Annotated in this window: 19 protein-coding genes and 2 pseudogenes; 10 read left to right on the top strand and 11 right to left on the bottom strand. The window is 69.6% G+C overall.

The features are described 5' to 3' along the window. Positions 1–6: 6 nt before the first annotated feature. The 5 genes from AAG689_RS22500 to AAG689_RS22520 form a co-directional block, all read right to left on the bottom strand. Positions 7–720 carry an ABC transporter ATP-binding protein gene (locus AAG689_RS22500; RefSeq protein ID WP_024000950.1) on the bottom strand — a complete coding sequence of 238 codons (714 nt, stop codon included), beginning with the start codon at positions 718–720 and terminating at the stop codon, positions 7–9. After that, positions 717–1496, bottom strand: coding sequence for an ABC transporter ATP-binding protein (locus AAG689_RS22505; RefSeq protein WP_406623856.1), 780 nt, complete (start codon positions 1494–1496; stop codon positions 717–719). The genes AAG689_RS22500 and AAG689_RS22505 overlap by 4 nt, the downstream gene beginning before the upstream one ends. Then, positions 1493–2485, bottom strand: coding sequence for a branched-chain amino acid ABC transporter permease (locus AAG689_RS22510; protein WP_406623857.1), 993 nt, complete (start codon positions 2483–2485; stop codon positions 1493–1495). The genes AAG689_RS22505 and AAG689_RS22510 overlap by 4 nt, the downstream gene beginning before the upstream one ends. 7 nt (positions 2486–2492) lie before the next feature. Continuing rightward, a complete protein-coding gene (locus AAG689_RS22515) occupies positions 2493–3353 on the bottom strand; it encodes a branched-chain amino acid ABC transporter permease (protein WP_020227225.1) in 861 nt (286 codons plus the stop codon). An 82-nt stretch (positions 3354–3435) separates the two neighbouring features. Beyond that, positions 3436–4641 (bottom strand): ABC transporter substrate-binding protein, encoded by a 1206-nt coding sequence (locus tag AAG689_RS22520; RefSeq protein WP_406623858.1) that lies wholly within the window; start codon positions 4639–4641, stop codon positions 3436–3438. A 236-nt stretch (positions 4642–4877) separates the two neighbouring features. Here AAG689_RS22520 and AAG689_RS22525 point away from each other — a divergent pair, with 236 nt between their 5' ends. Then, positions 4878–5717, top strand: a complete 840-nt coding sequence (locus AAG689_RS22525) for a FadR/GntR family transcriptional regulator (protein WP_406623859.1) — start codon at positions 4878–4880, stop codon at positions 5715–5717. A 279-nt stretch (positions 5718–5996) separates the two neighbouring features. Here AAG689_RS22525 and AAG689_RS22530 read toward each other — a convergent pair. Continuing rightward, positions 5997–7114 (bottom strand): annotated as a pseudogene (locus tag AAG689_RS22530) (diguanylate cyclase). A gap of 130 nt (positions 7115–7244) precedes the next feature. Between AAG689_RS22530 and AAG689_RS22535 the strand changes: the two are divergent. Continuing rightward, positions 7245–8249 carry a Bug family tripartite tricarboxylate transporter substrate binding protein gene (locus tag AAG689_RS22535; protein ID WP_406623860.1) on the top strand — a complete coding sequence of 335 codons (1005 nt, stop codon included), beginning with the start codon at positions 7245–7247 and terminating at the stop codon, positions 8247–8249. Between the two features lie 70 nt (positions 8250–8319). Here AAG689_RS22535 and AAG689_RS22540 read toward each other — a convergent pair whose 3' ends face one another. Together AAG689_RS22540 and AAG689_RS22545 are read right to left on the bottom strand one after the other, a co-directional pair. Then, a complete protein-coding gene (locus AAG689_RS22540; protein ID WP_406623861.1) occupies positions 8320–9837 on the bottom strand; it encodes a CoA-acylating methylmalonate-semialdehyde dehydrogenase in 1518 nt (505 codons plus the stop codon). A gap of 67 nt (positions 9838–9904) precedes the next feature. Continuing rightward, positions 9905–11260: an aspartate aminotransferase family protein gene (locus tag AAG689_RS22545; RefSeq protein WP_406623862.1), complete on the bottom strand. Its 1356-nt coding sequence runs from the start codon at positions 11258–11260 to the stop codon at positions 9905–9907. An 88-nt stretch (positions 11261–11348) separates the two neighbouring features. On the opposite strand from AAG689_RS22545, the gene AAG689_RS22550 reads away from it, so the two are divergent. After that, a complete protein-coding gene (locus AAG689_RS22550; RefSeq protein ID WP_406623863.1) occupies positions 11349–12302 on the top strand; it encodes a LysR family transcriptional regulator in 954 nt (317 codons plus the stop codon). Positions 12303–12400: 98 nt separating this feature from the next. Next, the gene (locus tag AAG689_RS22555; protein WP_406623864.1) at positions 12401–12703 is read left to right on the top strand and encodes a flagellar basal body protein; all 303 of its coding nucleotides are present in this window, start codon (positions 12401–12403) and stop codon (positions 12701–12703) included. Positions 12704–12722: 19 nt separating this feature from the next. Here the strand turns inward: AAG689_RS22555 and AAG689_RS22560 are convergent, their stop codons facing one another. The 3 genes from AAG689_RS22560 to AAG689_RS22570 all read right to left on the bottom strand — a co-directional run bounded on the left by AAG689_RS22560 (position 12723) and on the right by AAG689_RS22570 (position 15145). Next, the gene (locus tag AAG689_RS22560; RefSeq protein WP_406623865.1) at positions 12723–13940 is read right to left on the bottom strand and encodes a DUF5666 domain-containing protein; all 1218 of its coding nucleotides are present in this window, start codon (positions 13938–13940) and stop codon (positions 12723–12725) included. A 2-nt stretch (positions 13941–13942) separates the two neighbouring features. Beyond that, positions 13943–14797, bottom strand: a complete 855-nt coding sequence (locus tag AAG689_RS22565) for a DUF6502 family protein (protein WP_406623866.1) — start codon at positions 14795–14797, stop codon at positions 13943–13945. Positions 14798–14890: 93 nt separating this feature from the next. Next, a complete protein-coding gene (locus AAG689_RS22570; RefSeq protein ID WP_406623867.1) occupies positions 14891–15145 on the bottom strand; it encodes a DUF2061 domain-containing protein in 255 nt (84 codons plus the stop codon). Between the two features lie 453 nt (positions 15146–15598). Here AAG689_RS22570 and AAG689_RS22575 point away from each other — a divergent pair, with 453 nt between their 5' ends. The 6 genes and pseudogenes from AAG689_RS22575 (at position 15599) to AAG689_RS22600 (ending at position 26042) form a co-directional block, all read left to right on the top strand. After that, complete coding sequence (locus AAG689_RS22575; protein ID WP_406623868.1) at positions 15599–16627, top strand: SPFH domain-containing protein; 1029 nt, start codon at positions 15599–15601, stop codon at positions 16625–16627. Between the two features lie 68 nt (positions 16628–16695). Beyond that, positions 16696–18199 (top strand): annotated as a pseudogene (locus AAG689_RS22580) (DUF4178 domain-containing protein). 22 nt (positions 18200–18221) lie between these two features. Beyond that, positions 18222–18449, top strand: coding sequence for a DUF350 domain-containing protein (locus AAG689_RS22585; RefSeq protein ID WP_020230524.1), 228 nt, complete (start codon positions 18222–18224; stop codon positions 18447–18449). Positions 18450–18556: 107 nt separating this feature from the next. After that, the gene (locus tag AAG689_RS22590; protein ID WP_406623869.1) at positions 18557–20698 is read left to right on the top strand and encodes a TonB-dependent receptor; all 2142 of its coding nucleotides are present in this window, start codon (positions 18557–18559) and stop codon (positions 20696–20698) included. A 43-nt stretch (positions 20699–20741) separates the two neighbouring features. Continuing rightward, positions 20742–22289 carry a polyamine aminopropyltransferase gene (locus tag AAG689_RS22595; RefSeq protein ID WP_406623870.1) on the top strand — a complete coding sequence of 516 codons (1548 nt, stop codon included), beginning with the start codon at positions 20742–20744 and terminating at the stop codon, positions 22287–22289. Between the two features lie 66 nt (positions 22290–22355). Beyond that, positions 22356–26042, top strand: coding sequence for a PAS domain S-box protein (locus AAG689_RS22600; protein ID WP_406623871.1), 3687 nt, complete (start codon positions 22356–22358; stop codon positions 26040–26042). Position 26043 lies beyond the last annotated feature (1 nt).

The raw sequence follows: 26043 nt of genomic DNA on the forward strand, positions 1-26043 counted from the left end.
AAGGCGTCAGGCCATGCCGACGCCGAGGTAGCGGTCCTTCACGGCGTCGTCCGCCATGAAGGCATCGTTGGTGGCTTCGTGCACGATCGCGCCCTGTTCGATGACATAGTGCCGGTCGGCCAGCTGCGTGCAGACCTCCAGGTTCTGCTCCACCAGCAGGATGGCCACGCCCGCGGCCTTGATGGTCTTGAGCTGGGCCACGATTTCCTCGACGATCACGGGCGCCAGGCCCTCCACCGGCTCGTCGAGCATGAGCAGGCGCGGCGCGTTCATGAGCGCGCGGCCGATGGCCAGCATCTGCTGCTCGCCGCCCGAGAGCTGGCCGCCGCCGTTGGCGCGCCGCTCCTTGAGGCGGGGAAAGATGCGGTACACGTCCTCCAGCTGCCAGGGAGAGTGCTTGCGCTGGCCCAGCATCAGGTTCTCCTCCACCGTGAGCAGCTTGAAGATGCCGCGGTGCTCGGGCACCAGGCAGATGCCGCGCTGCGCCACGAGGTGCGTCGCCAGGCGGTGCGTGGCCTCGCCGCCGAAGCGCACCTGGCCCTGCGTGGGTGCCATGGCGCCCGCGATGGTCTTGAGCGTGGTGGTCTTGCCCGCGCCGTTGCGGCCCAGCAGCGTGACCAGTTCGCCGTCGCCGACGTGCAGCGACACACCCTGCAGCACGTGGCTCTTGCCGTAATGCGCGTGGATGCCCTCCACCGAGAGAAGTGGTGCACTGCTCATGCCTTGCCCCCGGTGATCATGTTGCCCAGGTAGGCGCTGCGCACGCGCTCGTCGGCACGGATCGCGTCGGGCAGCCCTTCGGCCAGCACGCGGCCCTGCTGCATCACGGTGATGGTGTCGGAGATGTCCATGACGATGCCCATGTTGTGTTCGATGAGCACCACGGTGTGCTCGTCCTTGAGGCCCTGGATCAGGCGCTTCATGTCGTCCAGGTCGTCGATGCCCATGCCGGAGGTGGGCTCGTCGAGGAAGATCGCCTTGGGCCGCGCGGCCAGCGCCATGCCCACCTCCAGGCGCCGCTGCTGGCCGTGCGAGAGGTTGCCCGCCGGGGTGTCGGCGTGGCGCTCCAGCCCCAGGCGCGCCAGCACGCTCGCCACCGTGTCGGCGCACGAGCGGCGGCCCACGGGCGGGCTCCAGCAGTTGAGCGCCATGGCGGGCGCCACGCCCTGCGCGGCCAGGCGCAGGTTCTCGCGCACCGGCAGGGTGAGGAACAGGCTGGTCACCTGGAACGAGCGCGCCATGCCCCGGCGCACGCGCCGGTGGTCGGGCTCGCGCGTGACGTCGTGGCCGTCGAACAGGATGCGCCCGCCGCTCACGGTCTTGGTGCCCGTGAGCATGTGGAACAGCGTGGTCTTGCCCGCGCCGTTGGGGCCGATGACCGAGTGCACGGTGTTGGCGCGCACCTTCAGGTCTACGCCGCCCAGGGCGACGAACTTGTCGTAGCGCTTCTCGACGCCCTGGGCTTCGAGCAGGATGGGGGAGGCGGCGGCGCTCATGCGTTGTCTCCCGTCGCATTCAGGCCGGCGGACGATGCGTCCTTGGGCGCCTTGCGCCGCACCAGGCCCCACAGGCTTTCGCCCAGGCCCCACAGCCCGCGCTGCAGCCCCAGGCTGACCACCATCAGCACCACGCCCAGCAGCAGCAGCCAGCGCGGCCACAGCGTGGAGAGCCAGTCGCCCAGCAGCACGTAGAACGCCGCGCCCAGCACCGAGGCCAGCAGGTTGCCCGTGCCGCCGATGACGGTCATCACGAGGATCATCTCGCTCGTGTGGTACTCGGCGTTCGACAGCGGAGCGATGCCGGTCATCATCGCGTGCAGCGCGCCGGCCAGGCCCGTCACCGCGCCCGAGATCACGAAGGCCTGCAGCTTCAGCAGGCGCAGGTCGTAGCCCATGGCGGCGGCGCGCTCCTCGTTGTCGCGCACGGCCAGCAGCGTGCGGCCGAACACCGAGTCGCACACGCGGCGCAGCAGCCAGAACGCGCAGAGGAACAGCACGGCCACGAAGCCGTAGTACTGCCACGGCGTGGCCAGCGGCCACAGCGTGTGGCCCGCCACGGCGAGCGAGGGGCGCGGGATGTCCAGCAGGCCGTTGTCGCCGCCCGTGAGGCCCGTGGCCGTGTAGGCGATGAAGTAGAACATCTGCGCGAAGGCCAGCGTCAGCATCACGAAGTAGGTGCCGCGCTGGCGGATGGCGACCCAGCCGACGATGGCGGCGCCCACGGCGCCCATGGCCACGGCGGCCGTGAGGGCCAGCGGCATGGGCAGCGGCCAGCGCGTGAGCAGCAGGCCGATGGTGTAGCTGCCCAGGCCGAAGAAGATGCCCTGGCCGAACGAGAGCAGGCCGGTGTAGCCCAGCAGCAGGTTGCAGCCCATGGCGGCCAGGCCGAAGATCAGCACCTCGCTGGCGAGCGAGCCCGACTGCATGAAGAGCGGCATGGCCACCACGATGGCCAGCGCGAGAAGAAGATGGAAGTGCCTGGTCATGGTGAGGTCATCCTTTGCGGCCCAGCAGGCCATGGGGGCGCAGCAGCAGCACGGCGGCCATGGCCACGTAGATCATCAGGCGCGCGCCCTCGGGCCACAGCGTGCTCATCACGCTCTGCACGATGCCGATGAGCAGCCCGCCGACGAGCGCGCCGCCGAAGCTGCCCAGGCCGCCCACGACCACGATCACGAAGGCCACGCCCAGCGCCTCGATGCCCATGAACGGCTCGGCGCCGCGAATGGGCGCGGCCAGCACGCCCGCCAGCGCCGCCGTGGCCGCGCCCAGCGCGAACACCAGGCTGAAGATGCGCAGCACGTTCAGGCCCAGCAGCGAGACCATCTCGGTCGATTCGCTGCCCGCGCGCACCGCGCTGCCCAGGCGCGTGCCCTCCAGCACCCACCACAGCAGCACCGCCAGCACGGCCGTGAAGCCGATCACGAACAGCCGGTACTTCGGGTAGACGAAGCTGCCCCACATCACCACGCCCTGCAGCAGCTCGGGCACGGCCACGCTGTCGCCCAGCGGCCCCCACTGCAGGATCACCAGCTCCTGCACCACCAGCGCGAGGCCCACGGTGACGATGATGTGGAACTCGTGCGGCTTGGCGTACACGTGGCGCAGCATCAGCTTCTCGGTGAACCAGCCGATGGCGCCCACGGCCAGGGGCGCCACCACCAGGGCCAGCCAGAAGCTCAGGCCCCAGCGCGTCATCTGGTAGCAGAAGTACGCGCCCAGCAGGTAGAAGGCGCCGTGCGCGAAGTTCACGAAGCGCAGCAGGCCGAACACGATGGACAGGCCCACGGCCAACAGGAAATACAGCATGCCGATGCCGATCCCGTTGATGGTCTGTAGCAGGTAGATGCTCATGAGGACTATTAAAAATATAGCTGCTAGCGCTTATCTATAAAGCGCTGGAGGCGTTTTCTGCTTGAGAACCGGCTGCGGCCCGTCAGGCCAGCTTGCAGCCGGTCTTGTCCACGGGCAGGAAGGACTTGCCGGAGCTCACCACATCCACGTAGTCGTCCTTGTTGGCCATCCTGGACTTGGCCTTGCCCTTGAGCAGGTAGTAGTTCTTGAGCACCTGGTGGTCGGCCTTGCGCACCTCTTCCTCGCCCGTCAGGCCCTGGTACTTCATGCCCTCCAGCGCCGCGACGACGGCCTTCTGGTCCACCGTGCCCGCCTTGATGATGGCGTCGATCAGCAGCTTGGTGCAGATGTAGGAGCCCGCCAGGCTGTAGTTGGGGTTGGACTTGAACGTGGCCTGCGAGCGCTTGACCAGGTCGTGGTTCAGCGGCGTGTCCGCCGTGTGCCAGTACTGCGCGCCGAAATACACGCCGTCGCACAGGTCGGCACCGAGCGACTCGAACTGCTCCAGCCCCGAGGCCCAGGCGATCAGGATGGTCATGTTCTTGTGCATGCCGAAGCTCACCGCCTGGCGCAGCGCGTCGGACGACTGGGCGCCGAAGTTGAGCAGCAGCAGCACGTCGGGCTTGGCGGCCATGGCGTTGGTCAGGTAGCCGCTGAACTCCTTCTCGGTCAGCGAGTGGTAGCTGTTGCCCACGTGCTCGATGCCCTTTTCCTTGAAGATGTTCTTGGCGGCGGTGAGCAGGCCGTCGCCGAACACGTACTGCGGCGTGATGGTGTACCAGCGCTTGGCCTTGGGATGGGCTTCGAGCAGCGGGCGCACCGTCTGCTCGATGGCGCCGAAGGTGGGCACCGACCAGCGGAACGTGGCGCTGTTGCAGTCCGTGCCCGTGAGCTCGTCGGCGCCTGCCGTGGTGATGAAGATGCCGCCGGCCTTCTCGGCCTCCTTGCCCATGGCCAGGGCCTCGGACGACAGGATGCCGCCCGCGAAGAAGCGCGCGCCCTTTTGCTGGGCCGACTCCTGCACCTTGCGCACGGCGGTGGCGGGCTTGCCTTCGGTGTCGAGCAGCGTGTAGGCCAGGGGGCGGTCCAGGGCCTTGCCGTACTGCTCGATGGCGAGCTTCATCCCCAGGTCTGCGTACTTGCCGTTGGCCGCGAACGCGCCCGACATGGGCACGGGGCAGCCGAACTGGATCGCATCCTTGGACTGGGCCCAGGCGCTGGCGCCCAGGCCGAGGGATGCGGGCAGTGCGCCGAGCGCGGAAAGTTGCAGGAGGTGACGACGTTGCATGAGGGACTCCGTGGTGTGGGAACGGGTTGGGGCTTGTGTCAGAGCACGTTGCATGCCAATCCGCTGGGCCATGCGATCACGCTCCTTGTTCATATTTATAGTGACAAATAGAATGAATATGACGCGTACAAACCCTAGAAGCTTCCACCATGCCCCCGGGCGGTGCATACTGCACCAAGACAGCGAATGCAGGGGTGCCGGCGGCGCCTGACCACCCCGAGGAAAGACAACAAGCCATGGCAACACAGAAGTCCGCTCCCCTGGCGATCAAGCAGCTCAAGCGCTCCGATCTCGTGGCCCAGGAGATCAAGCGGATGATCACCGAGAAGAACCTGAGCCCCGGCGACCGCCTGCCGCGCGAGAGCGAGCTGCAGGCGCAGTTCCAGGTCAGCAAGGGCACCATCCGCGAGGCGCTCAAGTCGCTGGAGGTGCAGGGCCTCGTCACCATCTCCACGGGCCCGTCAGGCGGCGGCACCATTGTCGAGGTGCCGCTGGACCGCACGCTGCAGTTCATGCAGAACTACCTGTTCTTCAAGGAAGTGACCATCGACGACATCTACGCCGTGCGCCAGCAGCTCGAACCCCTGCTGGCCGCCGGCGCCGTGGCGCACCTGGACGAGGCCGACTTCGAGGCGCTGGAGCACAGCATCGCCTGCTGCGACCCCACGCAGGCCCAGGGGGACCTGCTGAACCAGCGGCGCGAAGACGTGAACTTCCACGACATCCTCGCGGCGGCCAACCCCAACCCGTTCCTGCGTTTCACCTGCGAGCTGATCAACGAGATGATCCGCCAGCTCATCGTGCTGGGCAACCGCACCTCGCAGGCCGAGCATCGGCGCTTCGGCGAGACCAATGCGCAGTTCCATCGCGACATCGTGCAGGCCGCGCGCGCGCGCGACGCCGAGAAGGTCCGCGTGCTCATGGAACGCCATATGCAGGACGCGGCCAGCAGCGTCAAGCGCATGAAGGGCCGCATCCAGGGCCGCCTGATCCTGGATGCCGACACGCTGCGCCGCCCCCGCGCGGCCCCTGCGCCCGCGAAGCGGCCGCGCAAGCTCGCGGACGGGGCGCAGTGAGCCGGCAGGCTCAGAACGTGTTTACGCTCTTTTCATGGTGCCCGCAAGGCAGCAAAGAGCCGCAATCTAGGCGCGCGCCGCAGGCCATGCTGGCGGCCTGGACAAGGCGCGCAACGACGAGTGCGGCTCTTTGCTGCCTTGCCCGGAGGGTTGCCCCGCCAAGGAGGCATCTGCCGCGTTGCAAATGCTCGCCGGGCCACCAGCCCGGCTGCGCTTTGCGCCTAACAGCTGCCCCCTTGGCGGGGCAACGGGCACCATGAAAAGAGCGTAAACACGTTCTCAGGACACGGGCGCTTCCTGCGCCGCGTGCGCCACCACCCGGTTGCGGCCGGCCAGCTTGGCCGCGTAGAGCGCGGCGTCGGCAGCCTGCACCAGCTTCGTGGCGCTGGCGCCGTGGCCCGGAAAGCATGCGATGCCGCAGGACAGCGTGCCGCGCAGCGTCGCCGCGCCGTATGCGACCTGCAGGTCCTCGAACGCGGTGCGCAGTGCCTGTGCGCGTTCTTGCGCCTGCGCGATCGGGACGTTGGGCAGCGCCAGCAGGAACTCCTCTCCCCCATGCGTATGGCCAGGTCGCTGGCGCGCACGTGCGACTGCAGCAGGTGCGCCAGCGCCTGCAGGACCGCGTCGCCGGCCGGATGGCCGTGGGTGTCGTTGATGTGCTTGAAGTGGTCGATGTCGATCATCAGCACGCACAGCGGCTCGCGGGCCTGCTGGCAGCGGGCGAGCGCTTCGGCCAGCGCGGTGTCGAGCGAGCGCCGGTTGAACAGCCCGGTGAGCGGGTCGCGCAGCGCCATGTCGTGCAGGCGCACCTGCAGCATGCGGATCTCGTCCAGCTGCCGCTGCGCCTGCCTGCGGCTTTCGTACAGCCCCTTGGCGCGCAGATAGCCATCGCGGGCGAAGACGACGAGAAACGCCGTCAGGACCCCCATGCACAGCAGCGACACCGTCAGGCTGGTGTCGGGCGCCCAGACTGGCGGCCAGAAGATGGCCACGCCCAGCAGCATGCCCGCCACCACCACGCCGGCCAGTTCGGCCAAGCCGGTCGGCCCCTTGAAAACGACGAGGTTCACGCACACCGCGATGAACATGATGAAGCTGATCCACAGGGGCAGGCCCAGCCAGACGATCCAGATGCCGAAGCAGAAGCCGTCGAGCGCCATGTTGCGCTCCTCGGCGCGGCGCGGGTGGGCGCTGCGCCGTGCGTACTGGTAGATGACTTGCGGATAGACCGCGAACTGCAGCACCAGCCACGCCCCTCCCGCCGCAAGGCGGCCGGTCTGGTGGAGATGGAGGCCCACGATCAGGCCCAGCAGCGCGAAGAAGACCGAACGGTTGCGCCAGTTCATGCGCACGGCCCAGTGGGTCTTCGAGGCGTGGGTGGAGGGAGCGGCGGTCATGCGGGGCCCGGTAATGCAACCAACTGTAGCAGTGCTCCGGCAGGTGCGCGAGGACCTGCGTCAATGCAGGCTGCCCGTGCCCGGCCTTTGCTATGCTGCGCCGCCCCCGCAACGAATCCCCAAGGAACCCATGAACCCTCCTGCAAAGTCCCGTGCGCTCTGGCGCGCGCTGATCGGCGGTGCCGCAGCCGCCGCGGCCCTGTCCGCGCCCCTGGCGCAGGCCCAGAACGCCGGTGCCTATCCCACCAAGCCCATCCGCCTCGTCATCCCGTTCGCGCCCGGCGGCTCGACCGACATCCTGGGCCGCCTGCTGGCGCAGAAGATGGGCGAGAACATGCAGGCCACGGTGGTGGTGGACAACAAGCCGGGCGCCAACGGCACCATCGGCTGCGACCTCGTGGCCAAGGCGCCGCCGGACGGCTACACGGTCATCCTGGGCGACGTGGGCTGCATGTCCATGGCGCCGGGCCTGTACACCAGGCTGCCCTACGACCCGCTGCGCGACTTCGCGCCCGTGAGCCTCGTGGGCCGCAGCCCGCTCGTGCTCACCGTGGGCGAGAACAGCCCGCTGCGCTCGCTGGCCGACCTCACCGCCGCCGCGCAGGCCGCGCCCGGCAAGCTCAACTACCCCTCGTCCGGCACGGGCGGCCCGAACCACCTGGGCGCCGAGCTGTACGCCATGCAGGCCAAGGTCAAGGTCAGCCACATCCCCTACAAGGGCAGCGCGCCGTCGGTGGTGTCGCTCGTGGCGGGCGAGACGGACTTCGGCTTCCTCACCGCCGTGACCATCGCCTCGCAGCTCAATGCGGGCAAGGTGCGCGCGCTGGCCGTGGCGCACACCGAGCGCCTGCCGTCCATGCCCAACGTGCCGACGATGACGGAGGCTGGCCTCAAGGGCTTCACGGCCGATGCCTGGTTCCTCGCGGCCGTGCCCGTGGGCACGCCCCAGCCCATCGTGGACCGCCTGTACGCCGAGATCGCCAAGGCCCTGCCCGCGCCCGAGGTGAAGGCCAAGCTCGACTCCGTGGGCGTGCTGCCCTCGGGGCTCGACCCGCAGGCCTCGGCGAAATTCCTGCGCACCGAGGTGGACAAGTGGCGTGGCGTGATCAAGACCGCTGGTATCACGCTCGACTGACGCAGCCGTCCCAAAGACAAAGCCCCTGGGCCGCGAGGCCCAGGGGCTTTTTTGTGCGTGCGGCGCTGCTTCAGCGGCTGCTGGGGAAGCTGAACACGGCCCCCTCGCGCACACCCGCGCTCGGCCAGCGCTGGGTGATGGTCTTGCGCTTGGTATAGAAGCGCACGGCATCCGGCCCGTAGGCATGCAGATCGCCGAACAGCGAGCGCTTCCAGCCGCCGAACGAATGGTAGGCCACTGGCACGGGCAGCGGCACGTTGATCCCCACCATGCCCACCTGGATGTGGTCGGTGAAATAGCGCGCGGCCTCGCCGTCGCGCGTGAAGATGCACGTGCCGTTGCCGTACTCATGGTCGTCGATCAGCTGCATCGCCTCCTGCAGGGTCTTCACGCGCACCACGCCGAGCACGGGGCCGAAGATCTCCTCCTGGTAGACCTTCATGCCGGGCTTGACGTGGTCGAACAGGCAGGCGCCCAGGAAGTAGCCCTCCTCGTGGCCCGCCACCTGCACGCCGCGGCCATCGACCACCAGCGTGGCGCCCTCGGCCACGCCGCTGTCCACATAGGCCTTCACCTTCTCGAAGTGCTGCTTGGTCACCAGCGGCCCCATGTCGTTGCCGTTGTCGGTGCCGGGGCCCACCTTCATCCTGGCGATCTCCGCCTTCAGGCCCTCGATCACCTTGTCGGCCGTCTCGTCGCCCACCGCCACCACCAGCGGAATGGCCATGCAGCGCTCGCCGCACGAACCGTAGGCCGCGCCCATCAGCGCGCTCACCGCATTGCCGATGTCCGCATCGGGCATCAGCACCGCATGGTTCTTCGCGCCGCCCAGGGCCTGCACGCGCTTGCCGTGCTTGCAGCCTTCCGAATAGATGTACTCGGCGATCGGCGTGGAGCCCACGAAACTCACGGCCTTCACGCGCGGATCGCGCAAAAGCGTATCGACGGCGGTCTTGTCGCCATTGACCACGTTGAGCACCCCCGGCGGCAGGCCCGCCTCCAGCGCCAGCTGCGCGATGAGCAGGGCGGACGAGGGATCGCGCTCGCTGGGCTTGAGCACGAAGGTATTGCCGCAGGCTACGGCCATGGGCCACATCCACAGCGGCACCATCGCGGGGAAGTTGAACGGCGTGATACCGGCCGTCACGCCCAGCGCCTGGAACTCGCTCCACGAATCGATGCTGGGGCCCACGTTGCGCGAATGCTCGCCCTTGAGCAGCTCGGGCGCGTAGCTGGCGTACTCCACGTTCTCGATGCCGCGCTGCAGCTCGCCGTGCGCATCGGCGAGCACCTTGCCGTGCTCGGCGGTGATCAGGGCGGTGATCCTGTCGGCGTTCTCCTCGAGCAGCACCTTGAGCTTGGCCAGAACGCGCGCGCGCTTGAGTGGGGGCGTGTTGCGCCAGGCGGGGAACGCTGCCTGGGCCGAAGCGATGGCCGCCTCCACGGTGGCCTGGCTGGCCAGGGCCACGTTCAGCGAGGACTGGCCGGTGGCGGGGTTGAACACCGGCTGGGTGCGCTCGGTGTCGGCCACGAGCTGGCCGTCTATCAGGTGGCTGACGGTCTGGGTCACGGTTTTGTCGTTGTGCATGGAATGAATGGTCAAAAGTGCCTACAGCGCTTGCTGGGCAAGCGCTGGCAGCTATCAAAAAGGAAGATCAGGCGGTCTCGGCCAGCGCGTCGCCCAGTGCGTTCACCAGGCGCTCGATCTCTGCCTCGGTGCTGATGAACGGGGGCGCGATCTGGATCGTGTCGCCGCCGTAGCGCACGTAGAAGCCCTTGTCCCAGCACTTCATCGCGACCTCGTAGGGGCGCTTGGCGGGCTCGCCCGGCAGCGACGCGATGGTGAAGCCCGCGGCCAGGCCGTAGTTGCGGATGTCGGCCACGTGCTTGGCGCCCTTGAGGCTGTGCACGGCCTTCTCGAAGAAGGGCGACAGCGCCTTCACGCGCCCAGGCATGTCTTCCTTCTGCAGGATGTCGAGCACCGCGTTGCCCGCCGCGCAGGCCACGGGGTGGGCGGAGTAGGTGTAGCCGTGGGGAAATTCGAGCATGTACTCGGGGCCGCCCTGCGCCATGAAGGTGTCGTAGATCTCCTTGGTGGCGACGCAGCCGCCCAGCGGCTGGGCGCCATTCGTCACCTGCTTGGCGAAGTTCATGATGTCGGGCGTCACGCCGAACACCTCGGCGCCCGTCCAGCCGCCGCAGCGGCCGAAGCCGGTGATGACCTCGTCGAAGATCAGCAGGATGTGGTTCTGCGTGCAGATCTCGCGCAGGCGCTGCAGGTAGCCCTGGGGCGGGATGACCACGCCGGCCGAGCCCGAGAACGGCTCCACGATCACGGCGGCGATGTTGCTCGCGTCGTGCAGCGCGATCACGTCCAGCAGCTTGTCGGCCAGGGCCCGGCCGTCGATGTCGGGCATGCCCTTGTGGAACGAGCCCACGGGCGGCTGCGTGTGGGGGATGTGGTCGGCCTCCACCGTCTGGCCGAAGGTCTTGCGGTTGCCCACCATGCCGCCGACCGAGATGCCGCCGAAGTTCACGCCGTGGTAGCCCTTCTCGCGGCCGATCAGGCGCGTCTTGCCGGCCTGGCCCTTGGCGCGCCAGTAGGCGCGGGCCATCTTGAGCGAGGTGTCGGCCGCCTCGGAGCCCGAGCCGGTGAAGAACACGTAGTCCAGGCCCGCGGGCGTCAGGTCCTTGATGCGGTTGGCCAGCTCGAACGAGGCCGGGTGGCCGAATTGGAATGCGGGCGCGTAGTCCAGTGTGGCGGCCGCCTTGCCGATGGCCTGCGCCACCTCGGTGCGGCCATGGCCCAGGCCCGAGCACCACAGGCCCGAGAGGCCGTCGAAGATCTTGCGGCCTTCCGAATCGGTGTAGTAGGCGCCCTGGCCGCCCACGATCATGCGCGGCTTGGCCTTGAAGTTGCGGTTGCCCGTGAAGGGCATCCAGTGCGCGTCGAGCCAGGCGGCGTCCATGCGCGGGGAGGAGGTGGTTTCGTCGATGACGGCAAAAGACATGGCGGCTCTCCGTGAAAGGGAATGCGCGCATTGTGGCCCCGGCCATAATCCGTTGAAGCAACAAATATCCACGTTCACTTGCCAATCTATGCAAGTAAAAGCCCCCTCCCGCCAGCGCGCCGTGCTGGGCCAGCTCTCCGACATGGACCTGCGCCTGCTGCAGGTCTTCAAGGCCGTGGTCGAGTGCGGCGGCATGGCCGCGGCGGAGCTGGAGCTGAACATCGGCACCAGCACCGTGAGCCGCCACGTGAAGGACCTGGAAACGCGCCTGGGCCTGACCCTGTGCCGACGCGGCCGCGCGGGCTTCGCGCTCACGCCTGAGGGACAGCGCGTCTACGAGGAAACGCTGCGCCTGCTGGCCTCGGTGCGGGGGTTCCTGGGCAGCATCGACGACATCCATGCGCGCATGGGCGGGCAGCTCGCCGTGGCGGTGTTCGACAAGACGGCCAGCAACCCGGCCGCGCACATCGACGCGGCCATCGCCGCCTTCGCCGCCGAGGCGCCGCACGTGCAACTGCAGCTGCACGTGGGCTCGATCAACGCCATCGAGCGCGGCGTGATCGACGGCAGCTACCAGGTGGGCATCATTCCCGCGCACCGCAGTTCGCAGAGCCTGGTCTATGCGGACCTGTTCGGCGAAACCATGCTGCTCTACTGCGGCGCGGGCCACCCGCTGTTCGACGCGCTCCACCACGACCAGAACCAGGGGCTGGACTGGGACGCTGTACGCCGCTACCCCTTCGCCGGCCTGGGTTACCACTCGCCCAACATGGAGCTGAGCCACGAGGCGCGCCTGACGCGCAGCGCCACGGGCTTCGACCAGGAGTCGATCGCCACGCTGGTGCTGTCGGGGCGCTTCCTCGGCTTCCTGCCCGACCACTACGCCGAAGGCTTCGAGCGCCAGGGCCGCATGCGCGCCGTGCGGCCCGAGGCGTTCCGCTACGACTGCCGCTTCGTGAGCCTGGTGCGGCGCTCGCCCGAGCCCAGCCGCGCGGCGCAGGCGTTCCAGCGCTGCCTGGTGCAGGAACATGCAGGAGCTTGAGGAAATTGGACCTCCAGCGCTTATGCAGTAAGCGCAAGCAGCTATTAAAATAGGAGCAAACTCAAGGGCTGGCGCGCTTTGCCGATAACATGGGCACCATGACCTCCATTGCCGCCATCGCCCAGTCCGGCCTCCAGGCCGCGCAATTGCGCCTGGACAGCAGCGCGCACAACGTGGCCAACATGAACACCGAGGGCTTCCGCCGCCAGACGGTGGAGCAGCAGGCCGCTCCCTCCCTCGGCGGCACGCGCGCCCGCCCGGGCCAGGCGGGCGAGCCCGGCGTGGCGCTGGAGCAGGAAGCGGTGGAGCAGATCGCCGCCACCTACGCCTTCAAGGCCAGCCTGCTGGTGCTGCGCACGGCCGATGATATGGCCGGCGCACTGCTCGATGTGAGGGCCTGACGGGCCCCCTGCCGTTTTCTCAGTCGTCGAATTCGATCTCGGTCGCCAGCAGCGTCGCGCCGTCGGGCGAGAGGCTGCCCTGCACCTCCACCTTCACGCCCACGGCGAGCTGGGCGGGCGTGCCGCCCTTGAAGCGCGTGGCGGCGTCGTAGCCGACCGTCACGCCGCGCACCACGAAGCCGCCCGCGGCCACGCTGGTGATGCGGCCTTCGATCTCCAGGCCGCCGCCGTCGCGGTCGTCATCGTCTTCCAGCTCCACCTCGCGCGCGACCAGGGTGCCGTTCACCAGCACGCCCTCGACTTCCACGCGCCGGCCCAGCGCTAGGCCGGCGGGCAGGCGGGCCGCGCCGCTGGCATCCACGTCCACGCCGTTCACGGCGAAGCGCGTGCTGCTGGCGAAGGCGGAGATGTAGCCCTCCAGCTCGGCGTTCACGCGGCCCGTGGCGGGCAGGCTGCCCGTGCCGGTGGGCGTGGTCTGCAGGCGGGTGGCGGTCCACGTGCCAGCGGCGCCGGGCACGGGGTCCAGCTCCACGCGGGCGTACTGGCCGTTGGCCAGGCCCGCCGGCGGCGTGCCCAGGCCCACATAGGAAACGGTGGCGGTGCCGATGCGGAAGGTGCGCGCGGCGCTGTCCAGGCCGCTCACCGGGCCGCGCAGCTTGTAGTGGCGGGCGCCGTCCTCGTCGTCGATGCGGGTGGCGGTGTACTGGCCCGCAGCGTTCAGCAGGCCGTAGATTTCCACGACCTGCCCCACGCGCAGGCTGGCGAGGCCGCCGCGCAGGTCGTCGTCGAATACGGTGGCGGGGGTCACGCGCACCTGCTGGCCGAGCACGGCGAGGGTGCCGGCGGCGGGGTCGATGGCTTCGATGGGGCCTTCGATCTCGCTGCGCACGCTGATGGCGCTGGCGGCGGCGCGGCGCTGGCCGGTGAGGGCGTCGGTGGCGATGTCGCCGCCGTTCACCTCGACCACCATGCCCAGGCGCAGGTCGGCGCTGCTGGCCGCGGCGCCTGCATCGGTGACGATGCGGGCGGCGCTGTCGTCGTAGCGCACGCCGCCCACGATGATGGAGCCGAAGCCGTGGATGGGCCCGCTGGCGAACGAGCCGGTGCCGCCGCTGCCCACGCCGGCCAGGCTGTCGCCGCCGCCCCCTCCGCAGCCGAACAGGGCCAGCGCGGCCGATGCGGCGCCCCCGGCGAGCAGGCGGCGGCGGGCGGGAGAGGTGGGATGTGTGGGTTGCATGGTCATGCTCCGTGAGGGGGTTGGTGAATGGGGGGCTGCGCCATGGGTTCGGCGTAGGAATAGAAGCCGATGCGCACGCGCTGGTCCTGCGCACGGGCGGCGGCCTTGTCGCTGGCGATGTGCTGCTCCAGCAGGGGCACGAGGCGGCCGAACAGCGCGGCCCACTGCGCGGCGATCACCGGGCGCAGGGCGTGCACCGATTCCTGCGACAGCTCGTCGGCGTAGACGGCCTGCTCGAAGTGCGCGTCGCCGCTGCCGCCGAGCACGTTGTCGACGGCAGCGTGCAGGTGGTCGCCCACGTTGTCGGCCAGCAGGCCCAGCATGCGCGTGAAGTCGGCGCAGGGCACGAAGGCATTGCGCTGCAGGGCCACGGTGTCGTCATCGGCATTCCATTCGGCCAGGCCCAGGCGGCACAGCTCGTCGAGCAGGGTGCGCGGGTGCACGTCGCGGGTCACGGACTGGGCCAGCGCCTCGAAGCTGGGCGCGGCGCCCTGGCGCGGCAGGCGGCGCGGCTCGGCGCCGTGGCCGCAGGCGGGGTCGGTCATCCAGCGCGTGAAGACCTCGCCGGCCAGCCAGCGCCGGGGCGGGGGAGCGGCCTCGGCCCCGTCGGCGGAGCGGGCCTGCAGGAGCCGGCCGGCCTCGCGGCGGCTCAGGCCGGTGGCGGTGCTCACGCGGCTCACCAGGCCGTGCGCGGGCGCGTCGGCATGCAGGCGGCGCGCTTCCTCCACGAGGGCGGTGCGCAGCAGTTCATCCAGGGCGGGATAGGGCAATCCGCGCGAGAGGGCCAGCCGCGCCAGCGGCCGCAGGAGCTGCCCGAAGGCGGAGAGCAGGGCGGTCTGATCCGGGGTGTGGGACATGGTGTGACAGAGCGGGCCGCGGCCCGGGAAACCATCGATGTCCCGGATTCTAGTGCAAATGTGCAATTTGCACATTTACACGCGAGTGGCCGGTCAGCCGGCGAGCGCCGGCTCTGCGCGCGGCTGCGCGGCACGCCGCCGCAGCGTGCGCTCCCACGCCTTTTCGTGGAAGAAGAAGGCCACGGCCTGCACCGTGGGCTCCAGCAGGCTGAGGGTGAGCGAGGCGATCAGGTTGCCCGTGACGGCGTAGGCCACCAGGGCGGCCACGCAGACGTGGATCACGTAGTAGCTGCCGGTCTTCATCAGCGTGGGCAGGTTCTGGCGGGCGGTGGCGCGGATGCGGGACATGGCGGGACTCCGGTTCGAATGCATGGATGAATGCTAGTCATTTGTATTTGAAAAGACCAATTGATCGTCGCTAAACCGAAGATTGAAACTATCGTTCGGCCCGCGTTCCGCCCTGCCGCGCCGCATGCCGGCCGCTAGAGCGTGTTATTCACTTTTACGTACCCGCGTTGGTCCCACAGGCAGGTGATTGCAAGGCGCAGCGCGTCGCCAAGGCTCATGCCTTGGCAAGCGCTGCAACGCCGCGAGCGCCTGCCTGTGGGACCAACCCTTCGGGAAAGCCGGGGAAAGGCCCGGCCACGTTGTTGCAGGCCGCTTGCGGTATCCATACCGCGGCGCGTCCTGCGCCTAGTTGCCGGGCCTTTCCCCGGCTTTCGCGGGCACGTAAAAGTGCATAACACGCTCTATGATGGCCGCTCCCTTTTTCCATCCACCAGGCACAGAACGGGAGCGCGCATGGCACTCATGGACTTCATCAAGAAGCAGTTCATCGACATCCTCCAGTGGACCGAGGACGGCGACGGCACGCTCGCCTGGCGCTTCCCCATGGCGGGCATGGAAATCCAGAACGGCGCCGCGTTGGTGGTGCGCGAGTCGCAGATGGCCGTGTTCGTCAACGAGGGCCAGGTGGCCGACGTGTTCGGCCCCGGCACCTACAAGCTGACCACGCAGACGCTGCCCGTCCTCACCTACCTGAAGCACTGGGACAAGCTGTTCCAGTCGCCGTTCAAGAGCGACGTGTACTTCTTCAGCACGCGCCAGCAGGTGGACCAGAAGTGGGGCACGCCCCAGCCCATCACCATCCGCGACAAGGACTTCGGCGCCGTGCGCTTGCGCGCCTTCGGCAACTATGCCTACCGCGTGGCCGATCCCAAGCTGTTCCACACCGAGATCTCGGGCACGCGCGAGAGCTACCCCGCCACCGACCTGGAAGGCCAGCTGCGCGGCATGGTGCTGCAGAACATCAGCAACGCCATCGCGGGCAGCGGCCTGCCGTTCCTGGACCTGGCGGCCAACCAGGTGATGTTCGCCGACGCGCTGCGCAAGGAGCTGGCGCCCGCGTTCGAGAAGATCGGCCTGAAACTCGAGGCGATGACGGTGCAGAACGTCTCCCTGCCCGAGGAACTGCAGAAGGTGCTGGACCAGAAGATCGGCATGGGCATGGTCGGAGGCGACATGGGCCGCTTCATGCAGTACCAGACGGCGCAGGCCATCCCGAAGTTCGCCGAAGGCGCGGGGACGGACGGCGGCGTGGCGGGCGACGCCATGGGCCTGGGTGCCGGCGTGGCGCTGGGCCAGGTGCTGGCGCAGAACCTGCAGCAGGGCCTGCAGGGCGGCGCGGCGCAGCAGGCCGCTGCCGTGGGCGTGCGGCCCGAGGAGGTGATGGCCACGCTGGAGAAGCTGGGCGACCTCAAGGCCAAGGGCATCCTCACCCAGGAAGAATTCGACGCCAAGAAGGCCGAACTGCTCAAGAAGCTCGTCTGACGCATCTTTTGATAGCTGCTGGCGCTTGAGGGACGGGCGCCAGAGGCCGAAAACGTTCAGAAAACACCATGGCCGAGAACGGTACCCAGCGCTTCTACCGCGCGCCGTGCCCCGGCTGCGGCGCGCCCGTCGAGTTCAAAAGCGCGCAGTCCACCCATGCCGTCTGCCCCTACTGCCAGAGCACCGTGGTGCGCAGCGGCGAGGTGCTGGCGCGCGTGGGCAAGATGGCCGAGGTCTTCGACGACCACAGCCCGCTGCGGCTGCAGGCCAGCGGCCGGTTCGAAGGCCAGCGGCCGGTTCGAAGGCCAGGCCTTCACGCTGATCGGCCGCCTGCAGTACCGGGGCGAGGAGGGCGCCTGGGCCGAATGGGTCGCCTTCCTGCAGGACGGCAGCACCGCCACGCTGAGCGAAGACAACGGCGCCTACGTCTTCACGCGCCCGGCCACGCTGGGGCGCGAGCCGCCCGAGGCCGGGCGCTTTCGCATCGGCATGGCCACCGCCGTGGGCGGCCGGCCCTTCAGCGTGGCGGTCAACATGCAGGCGCGGCTGGTCGCGGCCGAGGGCGAGCTGCCCCGGCTGCCGCCGCTGGGCCAGCCCTTCCAGGTGGTGGAGCTGCGCAGCAGCGAGGGCGAGGTGCTCTCCATCGACTACGGCACCCAGCCGCCCCAGGTGCAGCGCGGCCGCGCGGTGCGCATCGAGGACCTGCAGATGCAGGGCCTCAAGGAGGCATCGGCCAAGGAGGAGCAAGGCCGCCAGTTCAATTGCCCCAACTGCGGCGTGCCCGTGCGGGTGCAACTGGACAGCACCCTGAGCTGCACCTGCCCCGCATGCAACAGCCTCATCGACCTGAGCGCCGGCGTGGGCGGCGAGCTGCGCCACGCGGCGCAGCGCGAGCCTGTCCAGCCGCTGATCCCGCTGGGGAGCGTGGGCCGGTTCGAGGGCGTGCCGTGGCAGGTGGTGGGCTTCCAGCACCGCATGGGGCGCGAGCCGGGGGACGACGAGGAATTCGGCTGGGACGAATACCTGCTCTACCACGCCACGCGCGGCTTCCTCTTCCTGGTGGACGCCAGCGACGGCTGGAGCCTGGTGCGCTCCGCCACGGGCGCGCCGCAGTACCAGAACGGTGCGCAGGCGGCCATCTACCTGGGCCGCACGTACCGCCTGCAGTACAGCTACACGGCCGAAACGAACTACGTGGCCGGCGAGTTCTACTGGCCCGTGGTGCGCGGCCAGAAGACGCACAACAGCGACTTCGCCGCCGTGGACGGCAAGGGCCTCCTCTCGCGCGAGCAGGCGCGCGGCGAGGTCACCTGGTCGCACGGCCAGCGCATCGACAGCAGCGCCGTCGCCCTGGCCTTCCGGCTTGAAGGCCAGGCCGCGCTGTTCCGCCGCCAGGATGCGGGGCCCGTCATCGGCAATGCGCGCGTCGGCTGCGGCACCATCGTCCTGGTGGCCCTCGTGCTGCTAGTCCTGCTGGTGCTCATGGGCAACTGTTCGGGCTCTTCGGGCAGCGGCTACCGCAGCTCGGGCGGCTCCTACGGCGGCTACACCTCGGGCGGCAGCCACAAATGATTTTTTCCAAGGAGTAAACGCCATGATGGGTTTTGAATGGCTCCGGCCCGCGGCCTTCCTCGGCTCCATCCTCTATGCCGTGATCGGCGTGGTGGTCTTCTGGCTGTGCTTTCTTATCATCGACAAGATCACCCCCGCCGACCTGTGGGCCGAGATCGTCGAGAAGCAGAACCGCGCGCTGGCGCTGGTCGTGGCCGCCATGTGCCTGGGCATCAGCATCATCGTGGCGGCGGCGATCCACGGCGGCTGAGCCGCTGCGCGGCCTGCTGTTGCGTGCATGCCGCATTCTCTCTTTGAGAATGGGAATAATTATCATTTGCCATAGAATCGGCCGCTTTCGAGAGGAGAAGCGGCACCATGGCATTGCATGAAACCCTGAAAACACCCTACCGCCACCAGCGCCGCGCCACGGCGGGCGCCGCGGCGGCTTGCTTGGCGCTGCTGCAGGGCGGGGCGCTGGCGCAGGATGCCCAGCACCAGCAGCAGACGCTGCCCGCCGTGCAGGTGACCGGCGACCAGTACGACGCCGACGACGTGCGTCCCGAGGGCGTGACCACGGCCACCAAGACCTACATGGCGCCCAAGGACATTCCGCAGGCCATCGACACGCTGGAGGTCAACAAGTACAAGAGCTACGGCATCAACGACCTGTCGGTCATGCTCGACGGCGTGCCGGGCGTGAACACCAATTACGACATGCGCGGCGAGGGCGTGTACATCCGCGGCTTCCAGGCCGATTCGGGCGACATCTACCGTGACGGCGTGCGCGAATCGGGCCAGGTGCGCCGCAGCACGGCCAACGTGGAGCGCATCGAGATCCTGAAGGGCCCCGGTGCGGTGCTGTACGGGCGCGGCAGCGGCGGCGGCGTCATCAACCTCGTGAGCAAGCAGGCACGCTTCGACGCCAAGAGCAGCGTCACGCTGCGCGCCGGCTCGTGGGACAACTACGGCGGCACCATCGACATCAACCGGGTCGTGAACAACCACGTGGCCGTGCGCCTGACGGCCGACCGCGAGCAGGCCCACAGCTTCCGCAGCGGCATCCGCAACAGGAACGAGATGATCTCGCCCAGCATCCTCGTGGACACGCGCACCGGCCTGCGCTGGACGGGCCAGTACACCTACGACAACGTCTGGCGCCGCCCCGACCGGGGCCCCGTGTACGGCGAGCTGCCCGCGGGCATTTCCATCCGCCAGGGCTTCGCCCATCCCGACGACTATGTGGAAGACCGCCTGCGCGTGCTGCGCTCGGACCTGAGCTACGACTTCAACCCGGCCTGGAGCCTGCGCTGGGTGGCCAGCAAGCGCGAGGCCAGCCAGGACTTCGACCACGTCTTCGGCGGCACCTATTGCAACGCGGCGGGCCGCACCGTGGCGGGGGCCGCCTGCACCTATCCCGGCCTGATGCGCCAGAACTACGCCTGGCAGGCCACGAACAACAAGACCACCACCCACACGCTGGACCTGACCGGCCGGGCAGAGCTGGCGGGCATGCGGCACGAGTTGCTCATCGGCCTGGAGCACAGCGAGGAAGAGCGCCAGCCCCAGGTGTACGGCACCGTGCCCGGCCCCACCATCGACCCGTTCAACCCCGTCTGGCCCGCCCGCCCCGCGCAGCGGCCCGACCCCACCCAGAACAACCTGCACGAAGCCGCGTCGCGCGCGCTGTACGTGCAGGACTTCGTGCACCTCGCGCCGCAGTGGAAGCTGCTGGTGGGCGCGCGCTACGACAGCTACGACTTCGACACGCTGAACCGGCTCACCGGCGCCACCCGCGCGGCCAGCGGCAGTTCTGTGAGTCCGCGCGTGGGCCTGGTGTGGCAGCCCGTGCGCGAGCACAGCGTGTACACCTCGTACAGCAAGAGCTACTCGCCCTACGGCGGGCGCGGCATGCTAGGCGTGAGCGGCGCGCAGGACGACGAGCCGCGCTATTCGCGCCAGGTCGAGGCCGGGGTCAAGAGCGACTGGCTGGACGGCGGCCTGTCCACCCAGCTGGCGGCATACCAGCTGGAGCACTACAACATCCGCTACCAGCCCGATGCCGTGAACTCTCCCCTGGAATGGGCCGTGCGCGGCAAGGAACGCTCGCGCGGCATCGAGTTCAGCCTGGCGGGCCGCGTGGCGCCATCGTGGTACGTGCGCGGCGGCGTGGGCCTCATGAGCGCCAAGGTGGCCGAGGACCGCAGCGCGCCCGCCAACGTGGGCAAGCGCCTTGTGAACACAGCCCAGCGCAACGGCAACCTCTTCCTGCGCTACGCGCCGCAAGGCCCGTGGTATGGCGAGATCGGCGTCACGCACACCAGCGAGCGCTACAGCAACGCCGCCAATACCGCCCGCGTGCCTGGCTACACCCGCTGGGACGCGCTGGTGGGCTGGCGCGCCGCGCCCTGGACGGTCACGCTCGCCATTTCCAACCTGCTGGACAAGGAGTACTGGCGCTCCAGCTCCATGCCCGGTGCGCCGCGCAGCGTGCTGGTGAGCGCGAACTACCAGTTCTGATGGCCGCCGATGGCCGGCACGGCGCCGCTACACAATAGCGCCCGTGTCGTCCCCAACCGCCTCCGCCCCGGCGCACAGCCCGCCCCGCCCCATCGACGTCGCCCTGCTCGCCAGCGTCTTCGTGATCGCGGCCTGCGGGCTGCTGTACGAGCTGGCGGCGGGTGCGCTCGCGTCGTACCTGCTGGGCGACTCGGTGCTGCAGTTCTCCACCATCATCGGCACCTACCTCTTCGCCATGGGCGTGGGCTCGTGGCTGTCGCGCTACTTCGAGCGGCAGCTGCCCGCGCATTTCCTGCGCATCGAATTGCTCGTGGCGCTGGTGGGTGGAGCGCTGCCGGCGACGCTTTTCATCGCAAACGCCTACGCGCCCGGCGCCTTCCGCGTGCTGCTCTACGGCATGGTGCTGCTCGTGGGCACGCTGGTGGGGCTGGAGATTCCGCTGGTGATGCGCATCCTCAAGCGCAACGTGCGGCTGCAGGAGCTGGTGTCGCAGGTGCTCACCTTCGACTACCTGGGCGCGCTGGCCGTGTCGCTGGCGTTCCCGCTGCTGCTGGTGCCGCAGCTCGGGCTGGTGCGCACGGGGCTGCTGTTCGGCTTCCTGAACGCGGCGGTGGCGGTGTGGGCGCTGTGGCTGTTCCGGCACGAGCTGCGGCGCCTGCGCGCCCATGCGCTGGCCTGTACGGCAGTGCTGGCGGCGCTGGCGGCGGGCCTGGCGGGCGCGGAGCACATCACCCGCTTCGCGGAGGACAAGTTCTACCAGGACCGCATCGTGATGGGCACGGCCTCGCCCTACCAGCGCATCGTGGTCACGCACGGGCGCCTGGGCCACCGCCTCTACCTCAATGGCAACCTGCAGTTCGCAGAGAGCGACGAGTACCGCTACCACGAAGCGCTGGTGCACCCCGCCATGGCCGCGCACGGCGCGCCCAGGCGCGTGGCGGTGCTGGGCGGCGGCGACGGCATGGCGGTGCGCGAGGTGCTGCGCTACCCTGCGGTGGAATCCGTCACGCTGGTGGAACTGGACCCGGCCATGACGCGCCTGTTCGGCGAGCACCCCACGCTGCGCCGGCTCAACGGCGATGCGCTGGCCTCGCCCAAGGTCCGCGTGGTGAACCAGGACGCCTTCCAGTGGCTGCAGCAGGGCAGCGATACCTTCGACGTGGTGATCGTGGACTTTCCGGACCCGACCAACTTCGCCATTGGCAAGCTGTTCACCAACAGCTTCTACGCGCTGCTGGACCAGCGCCTGGCGGCCAGCGGCTATGCGGTGGTCCAGACCACCTCGCCGCTGATCGCGCGCAAGAGCTTCTGGACGGTGGCGGCCACCATCGAGTCGGTGGGCCTGCAGGCGCGGCCCTACCACGCCCATGTGCCGAGCTTCGGCGAATGGGGCTTCGTCATCGCCAGCCGCCGCCCCTGGCGCATGCCGGATGCGCTGCCGCCGGGGCTGCGCTTCCTGTCGCTGGAGGCGCTGCCGCTGCTGTTCCACTTTCCCGCCGACATGGCGCGCGTGGACGCCGAGGTCAACCGCCTGTCCAACCAGGTGCTGGTGCACACCTACGAGCAGGAGTGGGGCCGCACAGGCCGCTGAAACCCGGCAGCGCGGGGGGCCGCGCTCCGGCACAATGAAACACCTTTGCTTACATCCGCCCGCGAAATGCTCGAGAAATTCTTCGTCGTCGGCGTGGCGCGGGACGCATATGGCGTTGCCATGCACCACGATGCCCGGCTGGTGCTCCTGTCGGTGGCGCTGGCGATCGCGTCGTCGGTGATGGCGCTGCACCTGGCGGGCCTGGCACTGCGCGCGCCGGACGCCGCGAGCCGCCGAATGGCCATCGCCTCGGGCGCGGTGGCGCTGGGCGGCGGCATCTGGGCCATGCACTTCGTGGGCATGCTGGCCTTCGACCTGTGCGCCTCGGGGCATTTCGACCTGTGGATCACGGCGCTGTCGGTGCTGCCCAGCGTGCTCGCCTCCTGGGTGGCGCTGGCGGTGCTGGCGCGCCAGCAGGTCGGCGCGCGCTCGCTGCTGCTCGGTGGCGCGCTGGTGGGCGCGGGCATCGGGCTCATGCACTACGCGGGCATGGCGGCTTCGGAGTTCGCGCCGCTCATGCGCTACGACGTGGCGGGCTTCGCGGCCTCCATCGCCTACGCGGTGGGCATGGCCACCGCGGCGCTGTGGGTGCGCTTCCGCCTGGGGCGCGTGGCCGGCTTGTCCCCGCGCGTCGCCAACATGCTGGGCGGCGTGGTCATGGGCCTGGCCATCGCGGGCATGCACTACATCAGCATGGCCGCGCTGCGCGTCGTGGGCGAGGCCGTCGGCCCGGCGGGGCAGGGCGCGCCGTCGCACTACCTGGCGCTGGCCATCGCCGTGGCGGCGCTGGCGACGGGGCTGTCCATTACCGGGGTGAACGTGCACCTGCGCTTTCGCCAGCTGCTGCGCGAGGCGCGCGCCAACGCGTCGCGGCTGAGCGCGCTGGTCGACACGGCGGTGGACGGCATCGTCATCATCGACGCGCAGGGCACCGTGCGCCTGTTCAACCACGCGGCCGAGCGGCTGTTGGGCTGGAGCGCCGGCGAAGTGATCGGCCGCAACGTGCACATGCTCATGCCCTCGCCGCACCGCGAAGCGCACGACGGCTACCTGCGCCGGCACGTGGAGACGGGCTACTCCTCCATCATCGGCGCCGGGCGCGAGATCGAGGCGCTGCGCAAGGACGGCACGCTGCTGCCCATGCGGCTGGCCGTGGGCCGGGTGGACCAGCCGGGCGATCCGCTGTTCGTGGGCTTCCTGGTCGACCTGTCCGAGCGCAAGGCGCTGGAGCGCGAGCGCGCGCGCGGCGAGGAGCAGCTGCGCTCCCTGATGGGCAACCTGCCCGGCGTGGCCTTCCGCTGCCGCAACGAGGGCGACTGGCCCATGGTCTTCATCAGCGACGCCGTGCAGTCCCTGACCGGCTGGAGCGCCGAGGACTTTGTGCAGGAGCGCGTGTATTTCGGCCACCTCATCCACGCGGAGGATGCACTGCGCATCGCGCCCGAGGTGGAATACGCGCTGCGCATGGCCATGCCCTACCACATCGAATACCGCATCAAGACCCGCGACGGGCGCACGCGCTGGATGTCGGAGAACGGCCGGGGCGTGGCCGACGCGCAGGGCGCGATGCGCTGGATCGACGGCGTGATCCTCGACGTGACCGAGCCGAAGTCCCGCAACGCCGAGTTCGTGGGCACGGTGCAGGCCATCGACCGCTCGCAGGCGTCGGCGGAATTCGACCTGCGCGGCCACGTCATCGCGGCCAACCCCAACTTCCTCGCGCTCATGGGCTACACGCTCGACGAGGTCATCGGCCAGCCCCACGCCATGTTCTGCGCGCCCGCGTTCGCGCAGGGCGGCGAATACGGCGCCTTCTGGCAGCGGCTGGCGCAGGGCGAATTCGAGGCCGGCGAATTCGAGAGCTTCGGCAAGGACGGGCGGCCGGTGTGGATCCACGCCACCTACAACCCCATCTTCGACGCCGAGGGCCAGGTCTTCAAGGTCATCATGTTCGCCACCGACCTGAGCGGGCGCCGCGCCATGGAACAGGATCTGCGCACCGCCAAGGAGCGCGCCGAGGCCGCCGCCGCGGCGCGCAGCACCTTCCTGGCCAACATGAGCCACGAAATCCGCACGCCCATGAACGCCATCATCGGCTTCACCGAGGCGCTGCTCGACACCCCGCTGGAAAGCACCCAGCGCCGCCACCTGGGCACCGTGCACCACGCCGCGCGCTCCATGCTGCGGCTACTCAACGACATCCTGGACACGGCCAAGCTGGAAAAGGGTGCCGTGGAGCTGGAGATCGAAACCTTCAGCCTGCATGAGCTGTGCGACCAGATCCTGGCTTCGCTGCGCATCAGCGCCGCCAAGAAGGGCCTGGACCTGGTGCTGGACTACCCCGCGTGCGTGCCCGAGTTCTGGCGCGGCGACGCCTTCCGCATCCAGCAGATCCTGCTCAACCTCATCGGCAACGCGATCAAGTTCACGCACGAGGGCGGGGTGACGCTGCGCGTGGCCGGCGGCGACGGCGCGCTGGTGCTCGACGTGGTGGACACCGGCATCGGCATCGGCGAGGCCGGCCTGCAGCGCATCTTCGACCCCTTCTCGCAGGCCGACGCCTCCACCACCCGCCGCTACGGCGGCACCGGCCTGGGCACCACCATCGCGCGCCAGCTCGCCGAGCTGATGCAGGGAGGCATCGGCGTGCACAGCCGCGTGGGCGAGGGCAGCACCTTCAGCGTGCGCCTGCCCCTGCGCGTGGCCGAGGCGCCCGCCCACGCCGCCAGCGCGCCCGGCCGCCCGCGCCTGGCCCTGCCGCCGCTGCGCGTGCTGGCGGCCGACGACGTGCCCGCCAACCTGGAGCTGCTGCAGCTCACCCTGCAGCGCGGCGGCCACAAGGTCACGCTGGCCGAAAGCGGGCAGGAGGCCGTGCAGGCCTTCGAGAGCGAGCGCTTCGACGTGGTGCTCATGGACCTGCAGATGCCCGACATGGACGGCCTGGAGGCCACGCGCCGCATGCGCGCCTTCGAGCGCGCGCACGCGCGCACGCCCACCGCCATCGTCGCCCTCTCGGCCAGCGTGCTGGAGCAGGACCGGCGCAACGCACGCGCCGCCGGCATGGACGGCTTCGCCAGCAAGCCCATCGAGCCGCTGCGCCTGACGGGCGAGATCGCGCGAGTGATCGGCCTGGCCGGCGGCGAACCCTCCGCAGCGCCCGCAGCCGCCGTGCCGGGCCTGCCCGCCATCGACTGGGAGCGCGGCGTGCGCCTGTGGACGCAGGCGCGCTACCTGCGCGAGGCCATCCAGCGCTATCTGCAGGACGGCGCCGCCACCGTGGCCGCCCTGCGCGCCGCCGTGCAGCGCACCGACGCGCGGGCCGTGGCTGCCGCGGCCCACCGCCTGCACGGTGCCGCCGCCAACCTGGCGCTGGCCGCGCTGCAGGCGCAGGCCGCGCGGCTCGAAGCCGCCGCACGCGCGCACGAAACCGCCGCATGGCCTGCGCTGGTCGAGGCACTGGACTGCGCGCTGGCCGGCGTGGCCGAGGCGCTGAACAGCCTGGACGCACCCGATGCCGCGCCGGCCCCCGCCGCGCCCCGCACGCTGGGCGCGCAGGAGCGCGCCGACCTGCGCGCCGCCATCGACGCGCTGGCCGACGCCCTGGCCGCGGGCGAGCTGCCGGCCGAGCCCCTGGCCGCGCTGGAGCGGCACCTGAGCGCCACCAGCCTGGACGCTCTGCGCGAGGCGCTGGACCGCTTCGACTTCGACGACGCCGTGCAGCGCTTGCACACCCTGCGCCACCAGACCGAGTGAC

It is taken from the genome of Acidovorax sp. SDU_ACID1 (assembly GCF_045291395.1).
In the GTDB taxonomy this organism is placed as follows: Bacteria; Pseudomonadota; Gammaproteobacteria; order Burkholderiales; family Burkholderiaceae_C; genus MR-S7.